The following is a 20707-nucleotide window of genomic DNA, read 5'->3' as shown; positions in this document are numbered from 1 at the left end:
GCCTCGCCTGCGAGGTTCATGAGCACGGAACTGCAACCGCGCGACTGACAGTCGCGATCCCTACTGAACAAATGTACAGATTCCGGTCGCTGTCGGCGGCCGGTGCCGCCCGCGCCGGTGCCGACACGGGCACTCCGTCACGCCGAGGTCGAAGAGGACCGCCATCACAGCGATCAGGCACGAAGGCTTCTCCCTCCGGCATGGGCAGCCCGATCAGGAGCAGTGTCACGTCATCGTCATGTGTGGCCGTGTCTGGCGGGAGGGTCTTGATCAGCAGGTCGGCGGTCTGGTCGAGGCTCTCCTGATCGGCGGGTACTCCTTTCAGCGCCGTGTCGAGCGTGCGAGCGAGGGTGTGGATCTGGGTCTCGATGTCGGTGCCGGGCCTTTCGACCAGTCCGTCGGTATAGATGGCCGGCGTGGTGCCCAGTGGTGCCGGTCGGGTCGCCTGCTGGAACGGCACCCCGGCGCCGCACGGATCGTTGACGCCCAGCGGTACCCCGACCGGCGTCTGGAGCATTCGGGCGGGCCCGTCGGGGGGCAGGGCGATGACCGGGAGGTGTCCCGCCGAGCAGAGGGTGACTTCATGGGTGCTCTGGTCTACCACCAGGTAGACGCAGGTGACGAGCTGGTCCGCCAGGTCGGCCACGAACGCGTCGAGCCCGGTCATCCGCCGGCTCGGCGGTACGTCTGTGGCGGCCAGTGCGTGGAGGCAGCGCGCATCTGGCCCATGACGGCCGCCGCCTCCAGGCCGCGACCCATCACGTCGCCCACGACGATGCCGGTGCGGTGAACGTCCAGCGGAATGATGTCGAACCAGTCGCCGCCCGCTCCAGGGTCCTGGACGGACGCCAGGTACCGGTGGGCGGCGGGCAGGTACGGCAGGGAGGACGGCTCGCCCATGAGGCTGTGCTGCAGGGTGCAGGCGATGCGTCGGTGCTCCTCGTAGCGCTCGGCGCGTTCGACCTCGGCGTGTCTGCGCTCGGTGATGTCCCGTACGGTCAGGAACACCTGCGTCTCCTTTTCTGTCCGGAGACTGCTCACGCTCACTTCGCCGGGGAACTCCGCGCCGTCGCTGCGCAGCCCGTGGAGGCCGTGGTCCAGGACGATCGGCGCTGGTGGTGAGGGCCCTACTGGTCCTGACGCACTGCGAAGTCGACCGCTGACCCAACGTTCTTGACGGAAGTCATCCGCCTGCCGGCCCGGAGCACCCCGAAGCCCGCGCACACCAGACCCGCGACCAGCAACTTCACGCTGCACACCGCTCATTGCCCTATTGGTCCGCGATCCGCAGGAACCCTCCGGCGTTGCACGCCTCCAGCCGGCGCCCGCCGAGCGCCTCGACACGCTGCTACTCGGCGGGCGGGTTGGGTGGGGTGATGTCGAAGTGCATACGGTTCTTCACTGACTTGGGCTCGCCGGTTCGCTGGACAACCGCACATGTCCTGGGGTTCGCAGAGTGGGTCACGGCCCGACATGGACATGGGCTGCCCACAAAGACGGCGTCTCGACGTATCTGTCGCGTTGCGCGCGCATCGTGTGGTGCAACGCAACGGCGACCTGTCGTCTTCGACCCTGTCCGTAAGGTCGAGCAGACTGGCGTAGAAGCGGTCGGAGACCCGGGCGGCCAGCCTGTCGTTCACTTCCCAGAGAGTGCCGATCACGTGGCGGAATCCGGCGAGTGGGAATGCGCGTCGCCGCCTCTCGCTGGATGTGTGCGACGTCGACCCCACCGCGAACACCATCGAGACCGAGGACACCAGGACCGGGACCACACGGCAGGCTCTCCCGGTGAGCGAGCGTGTGTCCGGCCTCGCACGCAAGGCCATCGGTGAACGCACCGAAGATCCCCTCTTGATCACACGGCACGGAACCCCGCTCAGCTGCGAGATGGCCACCCCGCTTCGCCCGCAATGCAGGGCCCCTGGCATCCCTGCCTTCCGCACCGGCAGCCCGGCGCACCCGCACCAGAGGCAGTAGACCACCGGACGGGAGCCGATCACGGCAGAGCCACTCCAAGTGGGTGACGTCATCCACTACGTCAACCGGCCGCGCTCCGCCGAACCTACGGCCCCGTCACTGTCTGGGACATCAAGTGCGTCACCAGCACCCTGGGACTGGAGATCCATATCAACCCCGGTGCCGAGGACCAACCATTCCCTCTCGCCTGGCAGACAGTGACCATCACCCAGCACTGGCCCACCTGCGCCCGCCGGGTGTCTGTCCGCGCAACAGAGCTACCGATCGACGTCCGGTGTTCAAGGACTCACACCGACGCACACGGCGGCGTTCCGCCGGCCTCGTGCGGCAGCCGCTCGGGCGCCGCGGGAGTGCGCCGCACCAGGTGAGTCGACGCGCCACTCCATGAGTCGCATACGCGCGGGTGAGTCCGTTCCGTGGCCGACGGGGAACTCATGGGCCGGAGCCGGGCCGGAGCCTCGACGCACGCGACGCCCGTCGGCCGAGCCTCAGGGGCTGCGGGTGGCCGCGGGGATCCGGCGGGGTCCATGCGCTCCTCGCCGTGCCCGAGTGGACCAGTCCGTCCCGGTCGCTTCGTGGTCGGCCACCCAGAAACGATAGAAAGGGAATATGAGCGGAGTCTCAGGTGAATCCGGGCAGGATGTGCCTGACGCGTCCATGAGGACTCATCGGCCCGGTCGGCCACGTCGGGTGAGAGAGGCGTGGCGGTCGGGTTCGCTGCTGAGCCTGCGCAGCCTCGCGGGCCAGGTCTTCCTGCTCCAGCTGGCGGTCGTGATGCTGCTCGTCGCCGCCGCCCTGGTGGCGCTCGTCGTGCAGGCTCAACGCGACGTGATGGCGGACGCCCGCCACCGGACGCTCACCGTGGCGCAGACGTTCGCGAACTCCCCGGGGACCGTAGCGGCACTGACCAGCACGAACCCGACCGCGGCACTGCAGCCGCACGCCGAGGCGGCCCGGAAGGCCACAGGCGTCGACGCCGTCATCGTCTACGGGCTGAACGGGATCACCCTCGCCCACAGCGACCCGCGTCAGGTCGGGAAACGCGTCATCGGGCCCTACGCGGCGGCGGCGACCGGCAAGCCGTTCACGAGTACGTTCAAGGGCTCACTGGGGCTCTCCGTGATCTCGGCGGTGCCCGTCAGGGGTCCCGACGGTTCGGTCATCGCCATCGTCTCCGTGCCCGTCACGGTCGAGAGGGTGCAGCACAGGGTGAACCGGCAGCTACCGGTCCTCCTCGGCGGCGCCGCCACGGCCCTGGTCGTCGCCGCAGGCGGGTCCGGCCTGGTGAGCCGGCGGTTGCGGCGGCAGACCCACGGCCTGGGGCCGACCGAGATGACCCGGATGTTCGAGCACCACGACGCGGTGCTGCACGCGGTGCGGGAAGGAGTGCTGATCGTCGGCGGTGACGGCCGACTGCTGCTGGTCAACGACGAGGCACGCCGGCTCCTGGACCTGCCGGCGGACGCGGAGCGCCGGTACGTCACCGATCTGGGGCTGGACGAGGACCTCGCCGGGCTGCTGGCCTCGGACCGCCCCGCCACCGACGAGGTGTACCTCGCGGCCGACCGGCTGCTCGCGGTCAGCAAGCGGCTCACCGCGCCTCACGGACCGGTCGGCAGCGTGGTCACGCTCCGGGACACCACCGAGCTGCGGGCCCTCTCCGGCCGGGCGGAGCGGGCGCGCGAACGGCTGCAGTCGCTCTACGACGCCGGACTGCGGATCGGCACCACGCTCGATGTGAAACGAACGGCCGAGGAACTGGCCGAGGTGGCGGTGACCCGGTTCGCCGACGTCGCCACCGTCGATCTGCTGGACCCGGTCCTGCGCGGCGAGGAGACCCCCGGTGCGCCCGCCGGGATCACCGAGCTGCGCCGCACCGCCGTCGCCGGTCTCGACGCGGGCCACGCCCTCGACCCCGTCCGCGAGCTGCTGCGGCTCGTCCCGGCCCACCCCGTCTCCACGGCGATGACCGAGGGCCGCCCGGTCCTGGTCGGGGACCTGCGCGCGTCCGACGCCTGGCGGGCCCAACAGCCCGAAGGCGCCCGGCGGATCCTCGATCACGGCATCCACTCCATGCTCGTGGTGCCCCTCCGCGCCCGCGGCGTGGTGCTGGGCGTGGTGAGCTTCTGGCGCGCGAAGGGCTCCCCGCCGTTCGAGGACGAGGACGTGTCCTTCGCCGAGGAGCTGGCCGCCCGGGCAGCGGTGTGCATCGACAACGCCCGTCGCTACACCCGCGAACACGCCATGGCCGTCACCCTGCAGCACAGTCTGCTGCCCCGCGCGCTGCCCGAGCAGTCCGCCGTCGAAGTGGCCTACCGCTATCTGCCGGCCCTGTCCGGAGTGGGCGGGGACTGGTTCGATGTCATCCCGCTGTCCGGTACCCGGGTCGCGCTGGTCGTCGGCGATGTCGTCGGCCACGGTCTGCACGCCGCGGCGACGATGGGCCGGCTGCGCACCGCCGTGCACAACTTCGCCAGCCTGGACATGCCCGTGGAGGAGCTGCTGGGCCGGCTGGACGAGCTGGTCGCGCAGATCGACGCCGAGGAGGTCACCGCGGCGGAGCACGGGCAGGGAGTGATCACCGGGGCGACCTGCCAGTACGCCGTCTACGACCCCACCTCCGGGCGACTGGCCATCGCCACCGCCGGCCACCCGGGGCCGGCGGTGGTCCGGCCCGACGGGACCGTCGACTTCCCTCAGCTGCCCGTCTCGCCGCCCCTGGGACTCGGAGCCGGCCTGCCCGTCGAGACCGCCGAGGTCACCGTGCCCGAGGATGCCCGGCTGGTGCTCTACACCGACGGGCTGATCGAGGACCGCACCCGGGACCCGGGCGCCGGTATGGAGGCCCTGCGCGACGCTCTGACAGGGCCCGCTCGCACGCCGGAGGCCACCTGCGCGGCGGTGATGGAGGCCATGCTGTCCGACCGGCCCCGGGATGACATCGCGCTGCTGGTGGCCCGTACGCGCCGGCTCGGACCGGATCAGGTCGCCGAGTGGGAGGTGCCCCGTGACCCGGCGGCGGTGGCTCCCGTGCGCACCGCCTGCGCCCGCCGGCTGGCGGAGTGGGGGCTGGAGCGGGTGGGTTTCACCGCCGAACTCATCCTCAGCGAGCTGATCACCAACTCCATCCGCTACGGAGCCGAGCCCATCGCCGTGCGGCTGCTCCGCACGGAGCCCGTCGGCAGTCCCGATGCGGGCGCCCTGATCTTGGAGGTCGCCGACGGCAGCAGCACCTCGCCGCGGCTGCGCCGGGCGAAGGTCACCGACGAAGGCGGCCGCGGACTCTTCCTGGTCGCCCGCTTCGCCGAACGCTGGGGGACCCGCTACACAACCACCGGCAAGGTCATCTGGGCCGAGGTGTCCCTGCACCACGACGCCACGCCGGAGGCGGAAGGACTCGACGAGCTGCTGCTCGGCCAATGGGACGACACGGCGCTGTGAGGTGAGCCGGTACGCCCCGTCCGGAGAAGCCGAGCCCCGGGGGGAAAGACGGTGATCCCGGGCTTCCCGGGCGGCATTACGCCATCGAGGCGGCCGGGTACCCTGGCCTCGATGACCCCTTCGTCGGCGCCGTGGAGCCGAAAAGGCCCGGAGGCATGGCGGGAGGCCCGCCGCTCCGGACCCCGTGGCGCCGCCGGCAGCCGGTCGAGGTGACCACCTTCCCCCCCCACGTCCGGGAGCAGCCGTGACCACACCGTGTGCCCGAGCAGCGGCGGTCCTCGGCTGCTCCGCTCTCGTGGCACTGGGCCTGAGCGCCTGCGAGAACACACCGGCCGCCGGCCCCGCGAAGCCGTCGGTGGCCACGTCCGCCGAGAGCATGGGCGGCATGCACGCACTGATCGCCGCGGCGAAACGGGAGGGCACGCTCAGAGCGATCGCGTTGCCGCGTGACTGGGCCGACTACGGCGGCCTGATCAACGGCTTCGAGAAGAAGTACGGGATCAAGGTCACGGTCGAGGATCCGCTGGGCCACAGCGAGGACGAGATCGACGCCCTGAGGAAGAGGGGGAACCGGCCGACAGCGCCGGACGTGATCGACGTCGGCGATACGTTCGCGCGCAAAGCAGCGGCGCAGAATCTTCTCGCGCCGTACAAGGTGGCCGCTTACGATTCGATCCCCGGTGACCAGAAGGACTCGAAGGCCCGCTGGTCCAACAACTACGGGGGCTACATCTCCATCGGCTGCGACGCCAACCGGGTCAAGCCCTGTCCGGAGACCTTCGCCGATCTGCTGAAGCCCGGTTACAAGGGCAAGGTCGCACTCGAAGGCGACCCGCCCCGGTCGGCCACCGCCTTCGCCAGTGTCTACGCGGCCGCGCTGGCGAACAACGGGTCGTTCGACAACGTCCAGCCCGGTCTCGACTTCTTCGCGAAACTCAAGCAGCGCGGCAACTTCAACCCTCTCGCTTCCGACTCGGCGACGGTCACGAGCGGCCGGACGCCGATCAGCATCAACTGGGACTACATCAACCTCGGCTACGCCGACCAGCTCCGCGGCAAGGGCGTGAACTGGCAGGTCGCGATCCCTTTCGACGGCAGCTTCGCCCAGTACTTCGCGCTGGCGATCAACAAGTACGCCCCGCACCCGGCGGCTGCCCGCCTGTGGCACGAGTACGTCTTCAGCCCAGAGGGCCAGAACCTCCGGCTGCGTGCCTATGCCCGCCCGGTGCTCATGGACGCCATGCGGGAGGACGGCACCCTCGACAAGGCCGCCGCCGCACGACTGCCGACGGTTGAGGGCACACCGCAGTTCCCGACGGACGCGCAGCTGGAGAAGGCGAGGGAGACGGTCACGCGGGGCTGGGCGAAGGCCGTCTCCGGCTAGCCGGGTTGTTCCGCTCTCACGGTCGGTGACGGGCTCGGGTCAGCCGGCCGGCCGGCGGTAGCGCAGTTTCTCCTACGCCCGTGCCCGCAGTCGGTCGTAGAACCTGATCGCGTCGGTGTTCCAGGGCCGGGTCTGCCACCGGACGTGTCCGAGTCCCAGGGCGCGCGCTTCAGCCAGCACGGCCTCCACCAGCAGCGGGCCCACCCGCAGACCCCGGTGACCGTCACGGTCGTTCGACTCGGCGGCGAAGCACCGCAATCGCGGGGTCTGCGTACCGAACAGCAGTCTCTCCAGCCGCCGCGCCAAGTCCGGTGGCGGAGCCGCGGCCTTCTCGAAGGCGGCATGCTCGGCTGCCGGCCGGACGACCTCAGGAAGATCGGCAGCTCGTGCACGTCGCACCCGGCAGACCACGGCTGCATCGACGGGACCCCCGGCCGGGACGGCTCAACCGCACTTGTGCGGACGGCACTTGGGGCGGGCCGTCGGGAGGCCCGGCCTGGGGGCGGCTGTGCCGGTCGTGCGCCCGCCGGGCCTGCCGACGCGCTTGGCGGCATGCTTGGCGGGGGCGGGAGAGGCGGAGGGGACGCCGGGCTCGTCGGTGCCACGACCGAGGGAGGCGGGGGCGGGGAACGGGAGGTCGGGCAGGCCGGACAGAGCGTCACTCATGTACCGGGTCCAGATCTCGGTCGGGATGTCGCCTCCGAACACCTTCTGGAGGCCGCCCACCCCCGCCAGGGACTGGAGCTGGGGATGGGCCGGGTCCTCCTTGAACAGCACGACGGAGGTGGCGAGTTGGCGGGTGTAGCCGATGAACCAGGCCGACCGGTAGTCGTCGGTGGTTCCGGTCTTGCCCGCCGCGGTCCGGCCCAGGGCCTGGGCCTTGGTACCGGTGCCCCGGGTGATGACGCCCCGCAGGACGTCGGTCACGTTGTCGGCGACCGCCGCCGGCAGGGCCTGTACGGGGGCGGGAGCCGTGAAGCCGGGCAGTACCGCCCCGTCGTGGGTCACCTTGGTCACCGAGTACGGCGTGACCTGCGTCCCGGAGGTGGCGAACGTCGCGTAGACACCCGCCATGCGGATGGCGCTCGGGGTGGAGGTGCCGATGTAGAAACCGGCGCTGGGCGCGGCCAGGCTCTGCGGGCGAAGGCCCAGGGCCTTCGCCGTCCGGGCCACGTCCGGGTAGCCGACGTCCTCGCCCAGTTGCACGTACGGCGTGTTGACCGACTGCTCCATCGCGGTGCGCAGCGAGATGTTCCCCCAGCGATGCGTGGTGTCGTTGTGCTGGTGGAGCAGGCCCGTGGGGTCCTTGTCGTCGGTGACGTCGTTGCCCTGCTGGTCCTTGATCTGGATGCCGTCGTCGCCGTTGAACTTGCTGGCCGGGGTGATCGGCGCCGGGGAGGTGCCCGGTTTCAGGACGGCGCCGTGCTGGAGCGCGGAGGCGAGGACGACCGGTTTGAAGGTCGAGCCCACCGGGACGCCGGAGGTGTCGGCGTTGTCCGCGTAGTGGGCCTGCTCGTAGCCAGGGCCACCGTAGACGGCCAGGATCCTGCCGGTCGCCGGGTCCACCGAGGCCGCGCCGGCCTGGACGTTCCGGTCGGTCGCCCGGTGGACGGGGTCGATGCGCTCCGCGCGCACCTTCGCGACGGCCCTGGCCAGTTGCGCCGTCTTCCTGCGGTCGAAGGTGGTGCGGATCTGGTAACCGCCCCGGCTCAGGCTGCTGTCGGTGACGCCGGGGTCGTGCTGCTGGACGTACGAGCGGGCCAGCTGGACCAGATAGCCGGCCTGGCCGGTGAGCCCCGCGCCGGGGGTCCACTTCCTGGGCGCCGGGAAGCCGGCCGCCGCGTACCGGGCGCGCTGCGCCCCCGTCAGCCTGCCGGTCTGCACCATGCGGTCGAGCACCCAGGACCAGCGCGTCTGCGCCTGGGCCCGCGCTTCGGGGTCGGAGTCGGCGTACTGGAAGAGGCTCGGCTCGTTGACCGCGGCGGCGAGGAAGGCGCCCTGGCTCACGTTCAGCTTCTCGACCGGGAGGTTGTAGTACACGCGCGCCGCGGCCTCGATGCCATTGGCCCGACGGCCGAAGAAGCAGGTGTTCAGATAGCCCTGGAGGATCCGCTGTTTGCTCAGGCTCGCGCCGATCTTGGCGGAGATCAGCAGTTCCTTGAACTTGCGGGACAGCGTCTGCGACTGGTCGAGGTAGGTGTTCTTGACGAACTGCTGGGTGATCGTCGAACCGGACTGGACGGAACCGCCCTCGGCCATGTCCACGAGGGCGCGTGCGATGCCTTGCGGGTCGATGCCCGGGTCGGAGTAGAAGGAGGCGTTCTCAGCGGCGATGAAGTCTCCCTGGACGCCCGGCGGGACCTGTGCCAGCGAGACGTTCTGCCGGTTGACGCTGCCGTCGGTCGCCAGGACGGTGCCGTCGGACCAGTAGTAGACGTTGTTCTGGAGCAGCGTCGAGGGGTTGGGATCGGGAATGGTGATCGTGGCGTAGGCGTACCCGACGGCCGCGGCCACCGCGCCGGCGCAGAGCAGCAACGACGCCAGCACCTGGCGCCACGACGGCAGCCAGCGGCGCACGCCCGCCCGGCCCGCTCGCGGATAGTCGATCCAGCGCCTGGGCGATGCGGTGCCTGACCTGCTGCGACTCCCCGCCGCACGGCTGCCGGAGATGGTGCGCTGCGGCGGTCGACGCCGGGTTCCGCTCATGGGCTCGGATCACTCTGCTTTCAGTACCAGCGGGTGGTGTCGTGGGGCGCGGGCCGGGAAGGGGCCGCGTACGGCCCTGGCTGCGGGTGGGACTCGTACGGACCTGGCTGCGGGTGGGAGACGTACGGTCCGGGCCCCGGGGCAGCTGCGTACGTTCCGGGGTGGGAGACGGCCGCGTACGGTTCCGGCTGCGCGACGCCCTCGTACGATTCCGGTTCCGGCCGCGCGGGGGCAGCGGTGCGGTGCTCTCCGGGAGGCTCCGTGCCCGCCGGCGCCCGCAGGCTGCCGTAGCGCTCCATGCGCTGCCAGCGCAGGCGCGAGCCGGACACGGCGGTGAAGACGGACTGGATCACCACCAGATACATGAGCTGCCGGTAGACGAACTGCTGCAGCGGCAGGCTCCACAGCGTGCCGGGGCGTTCGCCGTCCAGGCGGAACGCGTACAGGCCCATCAGGAGTTGCAGGAGAAGGAAGGCCAGCCACAGGCCGGTGATCCGGACCGGGTCCAGGAAGACCAGGCCGTACAGGGCGAAGATGTCCACGACCGGCGCGAGCAGGGGCAGCAGCACCTGGAAGAGGAGCAGGTAGACCAGGCCACGGCGGCCCAGTTTCCCGGCGGCGCCGCGCTGGACCAGTGCGCCGCGGTGCTTCCACATCGCCTGGAGGGTGCCGTAGCACCAGCGGTACCGCTGTCGCCACAGGGCGTTCAGCGACGCCGGTGCCTCGGTCCAGGCGACCGCCCCCTCCTCGTACACCACGCGCCAGCCGGCGCGGCACAGCGCCATGGTGAGGTCGGTGTCCTCGGCGAGGGTGACGTCGCTGACGCCGCCGAGGTCCAGCAGGGCCCCACGACGGAACGCGCCCACCGCCCCCGGGACGGTCGGCATGCACTCGGCGAGGTCGAACAGGCGGCGGTCGAGGTTGAAGCCCACCACGTACTCGATGTGCTGCCAACGGCCGAGCAGACCACCGCGGTTGACGACCTTGGCGTTGCCCGAGACGGCACCCACACGAGGGTCGGCGAAGGGCTGCACGATCGCAGGGACGGTGTCGGGCTCGAAGACCGTGTCGCCGTCGACCATGACCACCAGGTCGCAAGTGGCGGCGGAGAGGCCGGTGTTGAGGGCGGCGGGCTTGCCCGCGTTCTCCTGCCGGATCACCCGTACCCCCGGCAGCCGGAGCGACTCCACCAGGTCCGCGGTGCCGTCCGTGGAGCCGTCGTCCACCACGATGATCTCCACCGGATGGTCAGAGGCGAGCAGGGACCGCACGGCCGCCTCGATTCCGGCGCTCTCGTTGTACGCGGGGACGATGACGCTGACCGGTTCGGTCACCGGCGGCCCCCAGGACCTGCCCCGGCGCCTCGCCCTGCGCAGCCGCCGGTGCCGGCGGGCCGCGATCAGCACGACCGCCGCGCGCAGCACGCTGATCGCTCCGGCCGCGTACATCAGCACACCCAGCAGCCATACGGCCCAGTCGCCGGCCTGCAACACGTCGACGAGGGCCATTCCCTGGAGGTGGTCGCCGAGGCCGGCGGGCTGGACGGGGCCGCCCATGCCGACTGCGGCGCCGACCGTCGCAAACCGGAAACCCTGTGCCTTGAGCCGCGGGATCAGGGTGTTCAGCGCGGCGACGGTCTGGGAGCGGTCACCGCCGCCGTCGTGCATCAGCAGGATCTGCCCGGCGTGCCCGCGCGGGGTCGCGTTCGTGAGGATGCGGGCGGTGCCGGGACGCTGCCAGTCCTCGGCGTCCTGGGTGGAAAGCACCGTGACATAGCCCGCCGCGTCGGCCTGCTTGAGGACGGACCAGTCGGCGTCGTTCAGCGCGTCGTTCTCCGAGGAGTACGGCGGCCTCAGCAGCGAGGTGGTGACCCCCGCGGCGCCGGCCACCGCCAGCTGTGTCTCGCGCAGTTCCAGGGAACGCTGCCACGGGGCGAGGCGGGACAGGTCGGGATGGGTGAAGGTGTGGACGCCGATCTGATGGCCGTCGGCGACGATCCGGCGGACCAGTTCCGGGTGGTCCACGACCTCGGTTCCGACGACGAAGAACGTCGCCCGCACCTGATTGCGGCGCAGCACGTCGAGAATGCGCGGCGTCCAGACGGGGTCGGGGCCGTCGTCGAAGGTGAGGGCGATGGTGCGGTTCAGGGGCCGGGCGGTGTGCACGGCACCGGCGGCGTTCGCGATCACCGGGCCGCCGTGGGTCACCTGGGCGGGCACCGCCTCGCTGCGTCCGCGGGCACCGGTCACGTCGTCCGGCGTGATCCCGAACATGTGGTGGGTGTACCCCTGGAGCAGCAGGGCGGTCGACAAGGTCACCGCGAGCACGCTCAGCAGCAGCCAGTGGGCGCGGGGGGTGATCTGGCGGGTACGGCTGTGGCGGCGAGGAGCGGCGCGGTGGCGATCGGTCACGTCAGGGCCTTAAGTCACTTCACGGGCTTGTGGGACGAACCGAGGGCGCGCCCCTTCGAGGTGCGGGTGGCAGTGGGAGTCGGGGCGGTGGTCGTGGTCGGCGCCGCAGTGGTCCCGGGTGTGGTGGCGGGGGCGGCCAGGGCTGCTGCGCGGCCGGCCGGGCCGGAGCCGGGCCGCGGCACTGCGGGACGGGCGTCCTCGTGTGCCGCCGCGGCGCCGAAGCCCCCCGCCGAGTGGCCGGTGCCGGACGCGGAGTCCGGGACGGTCACGCGCGGCGTGCCCGCATGGGTGGCGCCCGGCTGCGGGACGAACGGGGCACTGATGCCGGAACCGCCCAGCATGGTGCTGATCAGCAGGGCGACATAGCCGCCTGCGGGGATCACCAGCAACCGGGCGGTACGCAGCACGAGACGCTGGCGTCGCCCCGAGGAGTCCACGAAGACCGGCCGCACCGGCTCGTCCTCCGGCGTGTCCGGGTCCGGCTCGGATTCCGGTACCGGCACGAATGGGATGGACTGCGTGTCGATCCCCTGGGCCGGCACGGCGAGGAGGTCGCCGTGGGCGGCGTCCCACGTCGTCGGGTGCGGCTGCGTCCACTGCGCGTGCTGCACCGGATCCCAGGTCAGCGTGGCCGTGTCGCCGCCGTACCCCTCGCCGCCGTACCCCTGGTGGCCGTAGGTGTACACGTGCCCGGCGCCACCGTACGGATCCTCGCCGTACGCTCCGCCGTTGTCGTTCGTCCACTGCACGAGTCGTGTCCCCTGTCCCGGTCGGCCGACGCGGCCGCCCGCATGAAGAGAGCGCGGCGGGCCGGAACTGTTACACCTCATGCACAACTCACGCCTCGGACAGCCACTTCACCACCGCGTCTCCGTACTCGGCCGTCTGCGCGTAGAACGCCCTCAGCTCCTGGTGCGCCGCCGCGAACGCACCCCATGTCTCGGGCTCCGCGGTCTCGCCGCCGTAATGCGGCAGCAGTTGGTCCCGCGCGGAAAGCCACAGCGCGTCGAAGTCGGCCGTCGCCAGGAACCCGGCCACCCGGCGGGCCTGGGCCGCCGTCAGCACCAGCAACGGCGGCCCCGGCCGGCCGGCACGGAACACGGGCCGGCCTCCCAGCACCGCCTCGATCCGAGGCCGGTCCCCGGGTTCGTGTGCGGGAGCGCCGGCGTAGATGCGCTCCTGGTCCAGACAACGCCGGACGGTCTCGGCGCCGTCGTCGAAAAGCCGTTCCAGCCAAGTCGCGCTGTTGCGCAGCGCCGGGGGCGGCACCGCGCGCAGACGGAGGTAGGCACTCATGCCAGAAGGAGCGCACGGGGGCGCCTGGGCATTACGCGGGGCGGACGGATTCGGGGTACGGACCGGACACCGCCGGTCCGTTGGGGGTGCGAGGGGCCGGAACCCCGTTCAGAGGGGCCGGAACCCGTTCAGTGGTCGGGGTCCGGCCGCGCCGTCCCTCTCCGTGCCGTCCACGGGGGGAGTCACGAACGGCACGGAGAGGGGTCCGTGGCGGGCTTCGGCGCCAGGCACCGGGGGACGGTCGCCCGGGGCCTGCCCGGGCACCGACCCGGTATTCCGCCAGCGCACGGCCCGCCCGAAACGTCACCCGCCCGTGCTGCGGGGAAACCGGCGAGGACATGAAGGACGCCTGATGCGTTGTGACACTTCCGTGACGGCAGACGCTGGTCATCATGGGCCGTCGTTGCGACCGGAGCGCGGCGGACGGAAGGCACCCGCTATGAACCGGCGTGAACGAGGACGATCTTGGGCCAGGTACGGCAAACCCGGCGCGTGCAGGCGCGCGACGGGGAACTGGGCGCGGCGGTCGCACGGGCCCAGAACGGCGACGAGGCCGCCTTCGCGGTCGCCTACCGGATCGTTCAGCCGGGCCTGCTCGGCTTCCTGCGCGGCATCGTCGGCGAAGACGCCGAGGACGTGGCGTCCGACGCCTGGCTGGAGATAGCCCGCGACTTCGGGCGTTTCAAGGGCGACGGCGCGGGCTTTCGCGGCTGGACGGCGACCATCGCCCGGCACCGGGCGCTGGACCATCTGCGCCGCCAGCGTGTGCGGCCCCGGGCGGGAGGGACCGAACAGGACGTACTGGATCTGCCGGGTCCGCACAGCACCCATGAACAGGCGCTGGAGTCCCTCTCCACCGAGCGGGCACTGGAACTGGTCCGCGGACTGCCCCGGGACCAGGCCGAGGCCGTGCTCCTGCGCGTGGTCGTCGGCCTGGACGGTCCCGCCGCCGCACGCGTCCTCGGCAAGCGCCCGGGAGCGGTGCGCACAGCCGCCCACCGGGGCCTGAAACGCCTCGCCCGCCAGTTGGGCGTCGGCGGCGAAGCGGAGGCGGGTGTGACGGATGGGGCCTGTCGCACGCTGGGGGAGTCGACATGAACGACGACGGCAGCCGTCCGGCTGGCGGGCAGCCCGGCCTGGAAGGCCGCGTGCGGAGAATCTGTGGGACAGGAACGGAAGCGGACATGGGTGAAGGGCTGAGCGGCGGAGTTCCGGGCCCTCGACGTGAGCACGGCAGTGCCCTGTCCGAACCTCGGTACGTGCGTGATACCGCCGCTCTGGAAACGGCTCTGGCCACCACCATCCGTGCGGACGACCTCGACCTCCAGGCCGAGCAGCGGGCCGTGGCCGCCTTTCGCACCGCCCGCGACGCGGGCACGCACCGGGCGCGCGCCCGGCGCCGGGACGACTGGCGACCGCCCGAGGAGCGGCGTACCCGGCGTTCCCTGAAGATGACGTTCTGCGCGGTGTTCGCCAGCCTCACGCTGGGTGGTGTGGCCGTCGCGGCCATCGGTTCCTCCTCGCACGGTGGCGGCGCCGGCCGCGGCAGCGCGCGCTCGTCGGCGCCCGCTCCGGACCGGCCGGGCGGTACGCCGTCGTCGGCGCCCTCCCGCAACTCCGGGCCGACGGACGGACCGGCCCACGGCCGGGACATCGAAGCCCACTGCCGCGCCTACGAGAACGTCCAGGGCCATGGCAAGGCCCTCGACGCGAAAGCCTGGCAGCAACTGGTCACGGCCGCCGGCGGCAAGGCCAAGGTCACCGCGTACTGCTCCGAGCAGCTGGCGCGGGCGACAGCCGCGCCGGGCAGGTCCGCCGGCACAGGCAAGTCCGGCGAAGGCGCCGCGGACGCCCGCCAGGGAACAACGGGCAGGACGGGCACCTCCGGCAACGGCACGGCCGGGAAGGGCCGGGCGGGCGGCGGCAAGCACAAGTAGCCTCCCTCCATGGCCCGTCCGGGCCCGCACGGGCGGAGAGTCCAGCACACCTGCGAACACGCCCGGCGGCTGCCCTGCCTTTCCCGCCCGCAACTGACGCGCCCGGACGGGCACCGTCCGCGTCGACTCCGAGGAGGAGGGCTGCTGCTGCCAGGGCGTGGCCGAGACGGGCATCGGCCAACTCGTAGCCCCTGCACTGCCCTTGGGCACGGCGACGACGATGCCGCGGTCACGCAGGCAACCAGGTGCGAGGGCTCGGCCCGAACGGGCGAGGCCGTCGGCGCCGGTCGCGATCGCCTGAACTGTCAGTGCTCGTGCCGGCCGGGCCGGTGAACGGGACCGTGGGCGTCGTCGCAGTGCTCTGTGCGCTGTGCCGTCGGCGGCGTGGTGATCTGGAGCAGTTCCGCCGCGTCCGTGTCCTCTCCGAGGTGGTCGACCTGGAGGGTGGCGTGGCCGATGCCGTGCTTGTCGCGCAGCAGTTGCCGGAGGTGGCGCCGTACGGCGTGGCAGTCACCGCCGGGTTCGACCAGGACGTGGGCGGAGAGGGCGGGTTCGCCGGAGGTGATCGTCCAAATGTGCAGGTCGTGGATCTCCACGACGGAGGGCTGTGCGGCGAGTTCGTCACCGATCGCGTCCGGGTCGAAGCCCTCAGGGGCGGCTTCCAGGAAGATCCGTCCGGAGTCGCGTACGAGTCCGTAACCGGCCTTGAACATCAGGGCGACCACAGCGAGGGTGGCGATGGCGTCGGCCCGGGCGAACCCGGTGAGGACGACGATCAGCGCGGCGATGGCGGTGCCGATGAAGGCGAACAGGTCGTTGAGGATGTGCTGGTAGGCACCCTCGACGTTCAGAGAAGTGCGGTTGGCCTTGGAGATGCACCAGGCGGCGGCCACGTTCACGACGATGCCGACGAGCGCGGTCGCCAGCATCAGCCCGCCCTCCACCTCGGGCGGGCTGATGAGCCGCCGTATCGCCTCGTACGCCAGCCAGGCCCCGAGCAGCAGCAGAGTCAGTCCGTTGGCCTGGGCGGAGAGGATCTCCGCCCGTTTGAGTCCGTAGGTGAACCCGCCGCGGGCGGGGCGGGCCGACAGGCGCATGGCGACGAGGGCGAGCACGATCGAGGCGGCGTCGGTGAGCATGTGCGCCGCGTCGGAAATCAGGGCGAGTGAACCGGCGACGATGCCGACGGTGACCTCGGCCGCCATGAACACCGTGATCAGAGTGAGCGCGAGGGCCAGCCAGCGGCGGTCGGTGTCCGCCGACACACCGTGCGAGTGCCCGGCATGTCCGCCGGCGCCGTGAGCGTGCCCGTGCCCATTGCTTTCGTTCTGGTGGCCCGGGTCCTGGCCGTGGCCCCGGTCGTGGTCGTGGTCACTCATGTCGTACGCATCCCCCTCGCGTCGGGTCTCTGGCCGCAGTGAAACGCACGATCGACGCATTCGCCAAAGGCTGCACCGGTGACCGTTGTCATCTTCTTTAACACGGCCCTGACCTGCGGAAATGCCATCAGGTCGAGTGGAAACGAGACCGGTTTCCAACATCGTTCCGCGCCGCCGCCGACTCCCGCGTCCACCACGGCGACCAGTACGTGAACCCCTTCTGGGACGACAGCTGCTTCTGCATGACCTACGGCGACGGCTCCGGCAACAACCACCCGCCCACCTCGCTGGATGTCGCGGGCCACGAGATGAGCCACGGCGTCTACGCCAACAGCTCCAACGAGCCGGGCAGTTACCGGATCGGCCAAGCGATCAACATCAACGGCGACGGCACCCCGCTGCGCTACATGGACCAGCCCAGCAAGGACGGCAACTCGGCGGACTCCTGGTCCTCCTCCGTCGGCAGCCTGGACGTCCACTACTCGTCCGGTGTCGCCAACCACTTCTTCCACCTGCTGTCCGAGGGCAGCGGCAGCAAGACGATCAACGGGATCAGCTACGACTCCCCGACGTCCGACGGCTCCACGGTCACCGGCATCGGCCGGGGCAAGGCGCTGCAGATCTGGTACAAGGCGCTGACGACGTACTTCACATCGACCACCGACCACTCCGGTGCCCGCGCGGGCACCCTGTCGGCGGCGGCCGACCTGTACGGCTCCGGCAGCACCGAGCACCACACGGTGGCGGCGGCCTGGTCGGCGGTCAACGTCAACCAGCTGTGGACGGGTTGGCCGTACCAGGGCGGCGGGAACGGGCGAGTCGGCGCCAGGCGCACGAGAATTTCCATGCAAACATTTGATCCGATCGTAAGAAAGTCATTAAGGTCTTGCTCCGACCCCCCGCTCCGGTGATCACTCAGCAGGAGTGACGGTGGAGGGCACCGCCCACCGATGTGACGGCAGGCGGCTGAAGGAACAAGGAGCTCGCCCCTGTGGCGTCCCACCGTCGACCCAAACAGCCAAGCCGCACACGCGTCACCGTGCTGACCACCGCGGCCGCCGCTGCCGTCGCGCTCAGCGCGAACGCCGCCGACGCCGCCCCGAGTCAGAAGCCCGGCAAGGACGAGGTCAAGGCGAAGGTCGACAAGCTCTACGAGCAGGCGGAACAGGCCACCGAGAAGTACAACGGGGCCAAGGAGAAGCAGCAGAAGCTGCAGGAGGAGATCTCCACGATCCAGGACAGCGTCGCCCGCGGCCAGCAGGAGCTGAACAAGCTGCGCGACGGCCTCGGTTCACTGGCCACCTCCCAGTACCGCTCCGGGGGCATCGATGCCTCGGTCCAGCTCTTCCTGTCCTCCGACCCGGACGACTTCCTCGACAAGGCCTCCGCGCTCGACCAGTTGAGCAGCAGGCAGGTCGAGACCCTGAAGAAGATTCAGGACAAACAGCGTGAACTCGCCCAGGAGCGCGCTGAGGCCACCGAGAAGCTCAAGGACCTCGCCTCCGCCCGGACCGAGCTTGGCGACAAGAAGAAGGACGTCCAGAGCAAGCTCGCGGAGGCGCAGAAGCTGCTCAACACACTGACCGCCAAGGAGAAGGCCGCGCTCGCCGCCGAGCAGGCGCGGGCCAGCCACTCCTCCACCGAGCGCGTGGATCTCGGCAACGACGACTCCGCGTCCGGCCGGGCTGCCGCCGCCTTCTCCGCCGCTCAGAGCCAGCTCGGCAGGCCGTACGTCTACGGCGCCTCCGGCCCGTCCTCCTTCGACTGCTCGGGCCTGACCTCCTGGGCCTACGCTCAGGCCGGCGTCTCCATACCGCGCACCTCCGAGTCCCAGACGGGCATCGGCACCCGCCTCACACGCGGCCAGCTCCAGGTCGGCGATCTGGTCTTCTTCTTCAACGACCTGCACCACGTCGGCCTGTACGCGGGCAACGGCCAGATCCTCCACGCTCCTCGGACCGGCACGGTCGTACGGTACGAGTCGATGGACACCATCGGCGGACCGTTCATGTTCGGTGTACGAGTCTGACCCACACCCCGCCAAGGACACCATCGTCCGGGGAAATACAGGCGTACGGGATCAGCGCCCGTGGTTGTGCATCACGTGCTTGGTGCGCGAGTAGTCGTCCAGCGCGTAGATCGACAGGTCACGGCCGTAGCCGGAGCCCTTGAAGCCGCCCCAGGGCACCTCGCCGGCCAGAACCGGATGGGAGTTGACCCAGACGGTTCCGAAGTCGAGGCGGGCGGCGATGTCGTGACTGCGGCGGGCGTTCTCGGTCCACACCGATGCCGACAGTCCGAGAGGGACGTCGTTGGCCCGCCGTACCGCCTCCTCCTCGTCGGCGAAGGTCTCGACCGTGACCACGGGGCCGAAGATCTCCTCGCGGGCGACCTCGGCTCCTTCGGGTACCTCGACCAGCACGGTCGGGGCCACGAAGTAACCGGGCCCGTCGACGGCTCCGCCTCCGGTCGCCACCCGGCCGCCCTCCTTCTGCGCGCGCTCCACATACCCCATGACGCGGTCGAAGTGGGCCTTCGAGACCATGGGGCCGACCTCCACGTCATCCCCGGCGGCGGGCTCGCCGACGATCAACGACCGCACCTCGCCCACGAGTTGCTCGATGAACTCCCCGGCGAGCGGTTCGTGGACGAGCACGCGGCAGGCGGCCCCGCACCCCTGCCCCGAGTTCCAGAAACCGGCGACGCGCAACGCCGATGCGGCGGCTGCGAGATCGGCGTCCCGGAAGATCACCACCGGTGCTTTGCCGCCGAGTTCGAGGTGTACGCGCTTGAGGCTGCCGGCGGCGGCGCCGTAGCCGTTCACCACGTTCACCACTCCGGGCGGCAGGAGGTCGGCGACGAGTTCGGCGAGCTTCAGGGTGGTCAGCGGAGTCTGCTCGGACGGCTTGAGGACCAGGGTGTTGCCCGCGGCGAGAATGGGCGCGATCTTCCAGGCCGCCATGAGCAAGGGGTAGTTCCAGGGGGTGACCACGCCGATCACACCGAGCGGTTCCCGCAGGAGGACCGACAGGTGGTTCTCGGCGTAGTCACCGGCGGCCATGGAGGTGGTCGCGCGCAGCGCAGGTCGACGGTCATGGCGACGTCGTCCCGGGACACCGCGAGCGGCTTGCCGGTGTTCGCCGATTCCAGCCTGCTCAGCGGCTCGGTGTGCTCGGCCAGCCGGTCGGCGACGGCGTGCAGCAGCTCGGAGCGCTCCTTGGGGACCAGCCGCGCCCACCGGGCCCTGGCCCTGACGGCGGCGGCGACCGCTCGGTCGACGTCCTGCGAAGTCCCTTCGGGGATCCGGGCGATGACGTTCTCCCTACAGGGGTCGACGACGTCGATGACGCGCTCGGTCGACGCCTCGGCGAAGGCCCCGTCGATGAAGTGCCCGGCCGGAGGCAGGTCGGTCCCGGTGACCAGGCGCGGGGCGTCCGCCGCCCGGCGAACTGTGGTCATGGTCGGTGACTCCTTGAGTGTGGTGGGGCGCCGGCAGCCGCCCGCAGACCGGGCCGCTCGCGCGGCCCGGGCGAGCGGCGTGGCACAAGACGGTGTCGGGGTGGCTCAGCGCGCGCCCGACAGGTGTGGCAGCGCCTCGACGAGGGACGCGATCCGGGCGGTCGTGGCGGGGCCGAGAGCGAGGTCGCGGCGAAGGACGTGCTGGATCTCTACGCCCTGCGCGCCAGTCTCGGCGCGCTGCTCATGCGCCGGATCGCCATGCTCGGGCGCGAGCACCTCGCTCCGGCCTCGGCGGCCCTGACGGAGGTGCGCGCCGCCGCGCGTGACCACGATCATGTGCGCATGCGCGAAGTCGACCTGCGGTTCCAGGACGCCCTCGCCCGGATCGCGGACTGCCGCAGGCCGCCCGGACCTTCGAACGCCTCACGGCTCGCCTGCGCATGTCCGTGACGGTCCTGGACATGAACTACAGCCAGGCCTGCGACACCATCACCGACGAGGACGCCGCCGTGTACGACGCGTTGTGCGACGCCGACGGGAACGAGGCGGCGCGCCTGTGGCGGGTGAAGATCGAGCGCTGCGTCCGCTACATGATCGCCCAGCTCCCCGAGGACGCCGCCGAGCCGTATCTGTGGACCACTTTGGCGGGCAGGCCCCGGTTGCGCCCGGGGGACTCGCGTGGCCCGGTGAGCTGACGCGGAGAATCGCTGTCCCGGC

The 20707-nt window shown here is 71.1% G+C and carries 16 protein-coding genes and 2 pseudogenes; 8 read left to right on the top strand and 10 right to left on the bottom strand.

Going from position 1 to position 20707, the window contains the following annotated elements; genetic code table 11:
• Window positions 1-16 precede the first annotated feature (16 nt).
• Window positions 17-1266 (bottom strand): annotated as a pseudogene (locus tag AV521_RS50270) (PP2C family protein-serine/threonine phosphatase).
• Window positions 1263-1742, bottom strand: coding sequence for a CHAT domain-containing protein (locus AV521_RS52480; RefSeq protein WP_371916987.1), 480 nt, complete (start codon window positions 1740-1742; stop codon window positions 1263-1265). Before AV521_RS52480 ends, AV521_RS50270 begins: the two are co-directional and overlap by 4 nt.
• 892 nt (window positions 1743-2634) lie before the next feature.
• Here AV521_RS52480 and AV521_RS00235 point away from each other — a divergent pair.
• Together AV521_RS00235 and AV521_RS00230 are read left to right on the top strand one after the other, a co-directional pair.
• Window positions 2635-5418 carry a SpoIIE family protein phosphatase/ATP-binding protein gene (locus AV521_RS00235; RefSeq protein ID WP_079249043.1) on the top strand — a complete coding sequence of 928 codons (2784 nt, stop codon included), beginning with the start codon at window positions 2635-2637 and terminating at the stop codon, window positions 5416-5418.
• Between the two features lie 244 nt (window positions 5419-5662).
• Window positions 5663-6802, top strand: coding sequence for an ABC transporter substrate-binding protein (locus tag AV521_RS00230; protein ID WP_076082080.1), 1140 nt, complete (start codon window positions 5663-5665; stop codon window positions 6800-6802).
• A gap of 72 nt (window positions 6803-6874) precedes the next feature.
• Here the strand turns inward: AV521_RS00230 and AV521_RS00225 are convergent, their stop codons facing one another.
• From AV521_RS00225 to AV521_RS00205, 5 genes are all read right to left on the bottom strand, one after another.
• The gene (locus AV521_RS00225; RefSeq protein WP_256725367.1) at window positions 6875-7201 is read right to left on the bottom strand and encodes a GNAT family N-acetyltransferase; all 327 of its coding nucleotides are present in this window, start codon (window positions 7199-7201) and stop codon (window positions 6875-6877) included.
• Between the two features lie 45 nt (window positions 7202-7246).
• On the bottom strand, window positions 7247-9508 hold the full coding sequence (locus AV521_RS00220; RefSeq protein WP_107480770.1) for a transglycosylase domain-containing protein: 2262 nt from the start codon (window positions 9506-9508) through the stop codon (window positions 7247-7249).
• A gap of 20 nt (window positions 9509-9528) precedes the next feature.
• On the bottom strand, window positions 9529-11919 hold the full coding sequence (locus AV521_RS00215) for a bifunctional polysaccharide deacetylase/glycosyltransferase family 2 protein (RefSeq protein ID WP_076082076.1): 2391 nt from the start codon (window positions 11917-11919) through the stop codon (window positions 9529-9531).
• A gap of 14 nt (window positions 11920-11933) precedes the next feature.
• Window positions 11934-12668, bottom strand: coding sequence for a hypothetical protein (locus AV521_RS00210; protein ID WP_076082074.1), 735 nt, complete (start codon window positions 12666-12668; stop codon window positions 11934-11936).
• 88 nt (window positions 12669-12756) lie between these two features.
• On the bottom strand, window positions 12757-13215 hold the full coding sequence (locus AV521_RS00205; protein WP_076082072.1) for a DUF1877 family protein: 459 nt from the start codon (window positions 13213-13215) through the stop codon (window positions 12757-12759).
• Between the two features lie 492 nt (window positions 13216-13707).
• Between AV521_RS00205 and AV521_RS00200 the strand changes: the two genes are divergently transcribed.
• Both AV521_RS00200 and AV521_RS00195 read left to right on the top strand, forming a co-directional pair.
• The gene (locus tag AV521_RS00200) at window positions 13708-14313 is read left to right on the top strand and encodes an RNA polymerase sigma factor (RefSeq protein ID WP_371916986.1); all 606 of its coding nucleotides are present in this window, start codon (window positions 13708-13710) and stop codon (window positions 14311-14313) included.
• Window positions 14314-14474: 161 nt separating this feature from the next.
• The gene (locus tag AV521_RS00195; RefSeq protein ID WP_107480769.1) at window positions 14475-15152 is read left to right on the top strand and encodes a hypothetical protein; all 678 of its coding nucleotides are present in this window, start codon (window positions 14475-14477) and stop codon (window positions 15150-15152) included.
• Window positions 15153-15457: 305 nt separating this feature from the next.
• On the opposite strand, the gene AV521_RS00190 is transcribed toward AV521_RS00195, so the two are convergent.
• The gene (locus tag AV521_RS00190) at window positions 15458-16531 is read right to left on the bottom strand and encodes a cation diffusion facilitator family transporter (protein ID WP_076082067.1); all 1074 of its coding nucleotides are present in this window, start codon (window positions 16529-16531) and stop codon (window positions 15458-15460) included.
• A 176-nt stretch (window positions 16532-16707) separates the two neighbouring features.
• Between AV521_RS00190 and AV521_RS00185 the strand changes: the two are divergent.
• Window positions 16708-17442 (top strand): annotated as a pseudogene (locus tag AV521_RS00185) (M4 family metallopeptidase); the annotation flags it as partial.
• 80 nt (window positions 17443-17522) lie between these two features.
• On the top strand, window positions 17523-18560 hold the full coding sequence (locus AV521_RS00180) for an NlpC/P60 family protein (RefSeq protein WP_076082065.1): 1038 nt from the start codon (window positions 17523-17525) through the stop codon (window positions 18558-18560).
• Between the two features lie 51 nt (window positions 18561-18611).
• Here the strand turns inward: AV521_RS00180 and AV521_RS00175 are convergent, their stop codons facing one another.
• Entirely contained in the window at window positions 18612-19592 is a 981-nt protein-coding gene (locus AV521_RS00175; RefSeq protein ID WP_218639319.1) for an aldehyde dehydrogenase family protein, read from the bottom strand.
• Window positions 19529-19990 (bottom strand): aldehyde dehydrogenase family protein, encoded by a 462-nt coding sequence (locus AV521_RS50020; protein ID WP_218639318.1) that lies wholly within the window; start codon window positions 19988-19990, stop codon window positions 19529-19531. Before AV521_RS50020 ends, AV521_RS00175 begins: the two co-directional genes overlap by 64 nt.
• Before the next feature lie 123 nt (window positions 19991-20113).
• Between AV521_RS50020 and AV521_RS00170 the strand changes: the two genes are divergently transcribed.
• Together AV521_RS00170 and AV521_RS00165 are read left to right on the top strand one after the other, a co-directional pair.
• A complete protein-coding gene (locus tag AV521_RS00170) occupies window positions 20114-20440 on the top strand; it encodes a hypothetical protein (protein ID WP_076082063.1) in 327 nt (108 codons plus the stop codon).
• An 11-nt stretch (window positions 20441-20451) separates the two neighbouring features.
• Window positions 20452-20685 (top strand): hypothetical protein, encoded by a 234-nt coding sequence (locus AV521_RS00165; protein ID WP_143658548.1) that lies wholly within the window; start codon window positions 20452-20454, stop codon window positions 20683-20685.
• Window positions 20686-20707 lie beyond the last annotated feature (22 nt).

The organism is Streptomyces sp. IMTB 2501, assembly GCF_001953885.1.
Lineage (GTDB): Bacteria > Actinomycetota > Actinomycetes > Streptomycetales > Streptomycetaceae > Streptomyces.
The sequence above is the reverse complement of the archived record's forward strand: the minus strand, read 5'-3'. Positions and strand labels throughout refer to the sequence as shown.